Genomic DNA, 5514 nt, shown 5'->3' with positions numbered 1-5514 from the left:
GGCAAGGATGGCTTAAGTTACAAGCCATCCTGGAAGGCTACGATTTAGCAAAATCTCTTGAGCCAGACTTGTGATCAAGAGACAGCTTACTAAGCGCCTTTTTGTTTATTTAGTTCTTTTATTTAGTCTTCGTGTTTGCTTTGCGTGCTCACTAAGCTCAGTTAAACCTAATTGGTCGTAACTTTTTTCCATCATTTCAAGCGCGGGATCCAAGTAACTGCTTTGTGAGTAGTGCTCAACAACAAACTTACCTCTATTAGCAGCAGCTAAATAAGCTTCACGCTCATAATAGTAAGTGGCTACTTTTAATTCATAACGTGCCATACGATTTAAAAGCCATACTAAACGACGCTTAGCTTCAGGCGCGTAATCACTTTTCGGAAAGCGTTTTACTAGTGTCGATAAATCGGTAAATGCAACACGTGTACGGTTTGCATCTCTATCAGCTCTATCTACACCAAAGTACTCTTGGAACGCATTTTTATCTGCTTTAATGTTTACTAAACCACGCATGTAATACATGTAATCTAGGTCTTTATGGTTTGGATTTAAGCGAATAAAGCGGTCAATGGTTGCAAGTGCTTGCTCAGTATTACCTGATTGGTAATGTGCATACACTAAGTCCATTTGTACTTGTTTAGAGAATGGGCCAAACGGGTAGCGAGAATCTATTGCACTCAAAAGTTCAATTGCGCGAGCATATAAACCAGAATCTAGTGTTTCTTTTGCATCTTCATATAAAGCGTGTGCAGACTTATTCGGTACACGTTGAATGTCTTCTTGGTCTGGAGCAGACGAACAAGCGCCTAAACTAAGTACAGAAACTGAAAAAACAATGGCAAATGCACGTTTCCCTATTTTATTTATCATTTTATTTGTTACCTTCGATGTCTTCGGCTAGGCCAAGTCGGTAAAACCGAGTAAACTATGCGTATTATATTATGCTTTTATTAAAAGCGATTCTAACCCAGTCGAGCAAAGCTTGCACTGGTAAATTGGGTAAAGTTACTAATGTCAGAGCAAATTTCTCTTCAAGCCGACGTTCCAACCGAATTAGGTGGTAAACGTCTAGACCAAGTATTAGCACAATTGTTCCCTGATTATTCACGTTCTCGTATAAAAACGTGGATATTGGATGATAAAATCACCGTAGACGGTGAAATTTTCAACACTCCACGCGAAAAGCTACTAGGTGGTGAAGTTGTAAGTGTTGAAACAACAATTGAAGCACCACGCGAATACGAAGCACAAGATATCAAATTAAACATTGTTTATGAAGACGATGATATTTTGGTAATTAATAAACCAATGGGCCTAGTGGTTCACCCCGGTGCGGGTAATCCTAATGGAACAGTGCTAAACGCATTACTACATTACTACCCTGAAATAATTAACGTACCACGCGCGGGTATTGTGCATCGTTTAGATAAAGACACGACCGGTTTAATGGTTGTAGCTAAAACGATTCCAGCACAAACGCATTTAGTGACAGCGCTGCAAAAGCGTGAAAACTTTACGCGTGAATATGAAGCACTGTGTAATGGTACTATGACCGCAGGTGGTATGGTTGAAAAAGCAATTGGCCGCCATCCGACTCAGCGTACGCATATGGCAGTACATGAACTGGGTAAAGCGGCAATTACACATTACCGTGTTGCTGAAAAATTCCGTGCTCATACTCGTTTACGCCTGCGCTTAGAAACAGGTCGTACGCATCAAATTCGCGTGCACATGGCACATTTAAATCATCCGCTAATTGGCGATCAATCTTATGGCGGCCGTCCGCGTCCACCTAAAGGTGCAACACCTGAGTTATTTGAGTTACTTCGTAGCTTTAGACGCCAAGCACTACATGCTGTAAAATTGAGTATTGCGCATCCAATTACGGGTGAAATGATGACATGGCAAGCACCTATCCCAGACGATATGGTTGCTATGACACTCGCATTACGTGAAGATACCAAAGCTAATCCTGATATCGATAGATAATGCACTTATTGTCAGCGACATGGCAAAACCTTCATAAAGTAGGAACGTTAAGTACTACTTGTGGAGGTGGTGTTTCAAAAATCCCATTTAAAAGTTTTAATTTGGGATTCCATGTTGGTGATAATCAAAATCATGTATCAAAAAACCGCTCATTATTAACAAATCTCCTACCTAAACCTGCCGTGTGGCTAAATCAAATTCATAGCTCTAATGTTGTTATTGTTGATGAATATTTTGATTTTGATGAGTTACACGATGCTGATGCGCTTTATACTCAGTTATTAAATCAGCCTTTGGCTATAATGACCGCCGATTGTTTACCTATTTTATTAGTGAGTGATGATGAAAAGGAAGTTGCAGCTATACATGGCGGCTGGCGAGGGCTTGAGCAGGGAATTATTAAAAATACTTTGGAATGTTTTAGCTCAAAGTGTGAAAATATAAATGCGTGGCTAGGGCCTGCAATTGGGCCAACTCGATTTGAGGTTGGGGCTGAAGTGTTTGAGTTATTTCAAAAAAGGTCCCCTTTATTTATTCAAGCATTTACACTACAAACTAATGGTAAATATCTTGCTGATATCTATGGTATTGCGCGTACTTTACTTACCCAGCAAGGCGTTAAAAATATTACGGGTGGCGACTACTGCACAGTCTCTCAAAGTGACTTATTTTTTTCTTATCGACGAGATGGACAAACTGGACGTATGGCTAGTTTGATCTGGCGCAAGTAATTCACATCTTTAATCATTATATTTCCCCCTACACCTTGAACAAATACCTAAACATACCCATTAATTAAGCAATTAGATTATTTAATAGGTAACACCATGCGTTTAGATAGATTTACAAGTAAATTTCAATCTGCGCTTTCTGATGCGCAATCGCTAGCCCTTGGTCGCGATCATCAATTTATTGAACCCGTACATTTAATGTATTCATTGCTAAAGCAAAGTGGCTCTAGTGTACGTGCATTATTTGCACAAACGGGTGTCAGCGCTGACGAACTCAACACCAAGCTTTCACAAGAAATAGAAAAATTATTTAAAGTAGAAGGTGTAGGTGGCGACGTCCAGCTATCAAACAATATGGCATCACTTATTAATCTATGTGATAAGTACGCGCAAAAACGCAAAGACAAATATATTTCAAGTGAATTATTTGTACTGGCGGCATGCGATGATAAAGGTCCACTTGGCGATATATTTAGGTCGTTAAATATTACCTCGACTAAAATTGAAACTGCAATTAAAGCGATTCGCGGCGGTCAAAAAGTTGATGACCCAAATGCCGAAGAAACACGTCAAGCGCTTGAAAAATTCACGATTGATCTAACTGAGCGAGCAGAGCAAGGTAAGCTTGACCCCGTTATTGGTCGCGATGACGAAATTCGCCGCACGATTCAGGTACTACAACGCCGCACTAAAAATAACCCTGTATTAATCGGTGAACCAGGTGTTGGTAAAACAGCAATTGCCGAGGGGTTAGCACAGCGTATTATTAATGGTGAAGTACCTGAAGGATTAAAAAATAAACGCGTACTATCACTTGATTTAGGGGCGTTAGTTGCAGGTGCTAAATACCGTGGCGAATTTGAAGAACGTTTAAAATCAGTATTAAACGAATTGGCTAAAGAAGAAGGCCAAGTCATTTTATTTATTGATGAAATACATACTATTGTAGGTGCAGGAAAAAGTGACGGTGCCATGGATGCAGGCAATATGTTAAAGCCAGCATTAGCACGCGGTGAATTACACTGTGTTGGCGCAACCACGCTTGATGAATACCGTAAATATATAGAAAAAGACGCAGCTCTTGAGCGTCGATTCCAAAAGGTACTTATTGAAGAGCCATCTGTTGAAGATACCATTGCAATATTACGTGGCTTAAAAGAGCGATATGAGTTACATCATTCAGTAGAAATTACTGACCCCGCGATTGTTGCTGCGGCGCAGTTATCTCATCGTTACATTAGTGACCGTCAGTTACCCGATAAAGCGATTGATTTAATAGATGAAGCGGGTTCTTCAATTCGATTACAAATTGACTCCAAACCAGAATCGTTAGACAAGCTTGAACGCCGTATCATCCAGCTAAAGTTAGAAGATAATGCGCTAGCGAAAGAAAAAGACGAAGCAAGTCAAAAACGCCGAGCTGAAATGCAAGAGTTGATCACCGACCTTGATGGGCAATATCGTGAGCTAGACGAGATATGGAATGCTGAAAAAGCATCACTTCAAGGCACGCAAGTAATTAAAGCCGAGCTTGAACAAGCAAGATTAGATTTAGATGTAGCGCGAAGAGCAAGTGATTTACAGCGTATGTCAGAGCTGCAATATGGGCGAATTCCAGAACTTGAACGAAAACTTGATTTAGCCTCACAAGCCGAAATGCAAGAAATGACCCTGCTTAAAAACCAAGTAGGTGAGGATGAAATTGCTGAAATACTGTCTCGCTGGACAGGAATTCCTGTTGCAAGAATGCTACAAGGTGAGCGTGAAAAGCTGCTGCAAATGGAAGATAAGTTACACAGTAAAGTAATAGGGCAAGATGAAGCGGTTGTTGCTGTTTCTAACGCAATACGACGCTCACGTGCCGGGCTTGCAGATCCTAATCGTCCTATTGGTTCTTTCTTATTTTTAGGTCCAACTGGTGTGGGTAAAACCGAGCTGACAAAAGCACTGGCTGGTTTTATGTTTGATACCGAAGATGCCATGGTGCGTATCGACATGTCTGAGTTTATGGAAAAACATTCAGTCGCACGTCTAGTAGGGGCTCCTCCAGGTTACGTGGGTTACGAAGAGGGCGGTTATTTAACAGAAGCTGTTCGTCGTAAACCTTACTCAGTGATATTGCTTGATGAAATAGAAAAGGCGCATCCTGATGTGTTTAATATTTTACTGCAAGTATTAGATGATGGCCGATTAACTGACGGGCAGGGTAGAACCGTTGATTTTAAAAATACCGTTATTATCATGACCTCAAATCTAGGCTCAGATATTATCCAAGAGCAAGCGGGTAATAATGATTACACGACCCTTAAAGCTAAAGTAATGGAAGTATTAATTAATGAGTTTAGGCCTGAATTTATTAACCGTATAGACGAGACTGTCGTGTTCCACCCGTTAGCAAACGAGCATATAAAAGAAATAGCTGATATTCAGTTAATGAAATTACGTGAGCGTTTAACTGAGATGGGATATCTGCTTGAAATAAGCGATGCTGCTCTTGAGCGAATTGCAGAAAGTGGGTTTGATCCTGTGTACGGTGCACGTCCGCTTAAGCGTGCTATTCAACAAACGATTGAAAACCCGCTGGCACAAAAGTTACTCAATGGAGACTACTTACCAGGTTGCGTGATCGTTATTGATGCAAATGACGACTCTCTGGTATTTTCCAAGCGTTAATTGTAAATAATTAAACTCAAAAGCCGCTAAAATAGCTAACACCATTCAGTTAAGCATGTTTTGACTTAATGGTGTACCGAGTTTTTGAAATTCGAACGGTCCTACTTTTGGGCCGTTTTCT

General features: G+C 40.5%; 4 protein-coding genes. 3 read left to right on the top strand and 1 reads right to left on the bottom strand.

The genetic code is table 11. The features are described 5' to 3' along the window. Positions 1-105 precede the first annotated feature (105 nt). Entirely contained in the window at positions 106-870 is a 765-nt protein-coding gene (locus tag GQR52_RS20030) for an outer membrane protein assembly factor BamD (protein WP_007581382.1), read from the bottom strand. Between the two features lie 141 nt (positions 871-1011). Here GQR52_RS20030 and rluD point away from each other — a divergent pair, with 141 nt between their 5' ends. From rluD to clpB, 3 genes are all read left to right on the top strand, one after another. Further along, entirely contained in the window at positions 1012-1989 is a 978-nt protein-coding gene (gene rluD / locus GQR52_RS20025; RefSeq protein WP_165729577.1) for a 23S rRNA pseudouridine(1911/1915/1917) synthase RluD, read from the top strand. Continuing rightward, a complete protein-coding gene (pgeF, locus tag GQR52_RS20020) occupies positions 1989-2720 on the top strand; it encodes a peptidoglycan editing factor PgeF (RefSeq protein ID WP_165729576.1) in 732 nt (243 codons plus the stop codon). The genes rluD and pgeF overlap by 1 nt, the downstream gene beginning before the upstream one ends. Positions 2721-2816: 96 nt before the next feature. Beyond that, positions 2817-5393: an ATP-dependent chaperone ClpB gene (gene clpB, locus GQR52_RS20015; RefSeq protein WP_007581388.1), complete on the top strand. Its 2577-nt coding sequence runs from the start codon at positions 2817-2819 to the stop codon at positions 5391-5393. Positions 5394-5514: the final 121 nt, after the last annotated feature.

Origin of the sequence: Pseudoalteromonas sp. 31A1, from assembly GCF_011378815.1 — a bacterium.
GTDB lineage: Bacteria > Pseudomonadota > Gammaproteobacteria > Enterobacterales > Alteromonadaceae > Pseudoalteromonas > Pseudoalteromonas arctica.
The sequence above is the reverse complement of the archived record's forward strand: the minus strand, read 5'-3'. Positions and strand labels throughout refer to the sequence as shown.

Coding starts and splice junctions, on each gene's coding strand:
- GQR52_RS20030 (WP_007581382.1), bottom strand. CDS start 870: ATGATAAATAAAATAGGGAAACGTGCATTTGCCATTGTTTTTTCAGTT.
- clpB (WP_007581388.1), top strand. CDS start 2,817: ATGCGTTTAGATAGATTTACAAGTAAATTTCAATCTGCGCTTTCTGAT.
- pgeF (WP_165729576.1), top strand. CDS start 1,989: ATGCACTTATTGTCAGCGACATGGCAAAACCTTCATAAAGTAGGAACG.
- rluD (WP_165729577.1), top strand. CDS start 1,012: ATGTCAGAGCAAATTTCTCTTCAAGCCGACGTTCCAACCGAATTAGGT.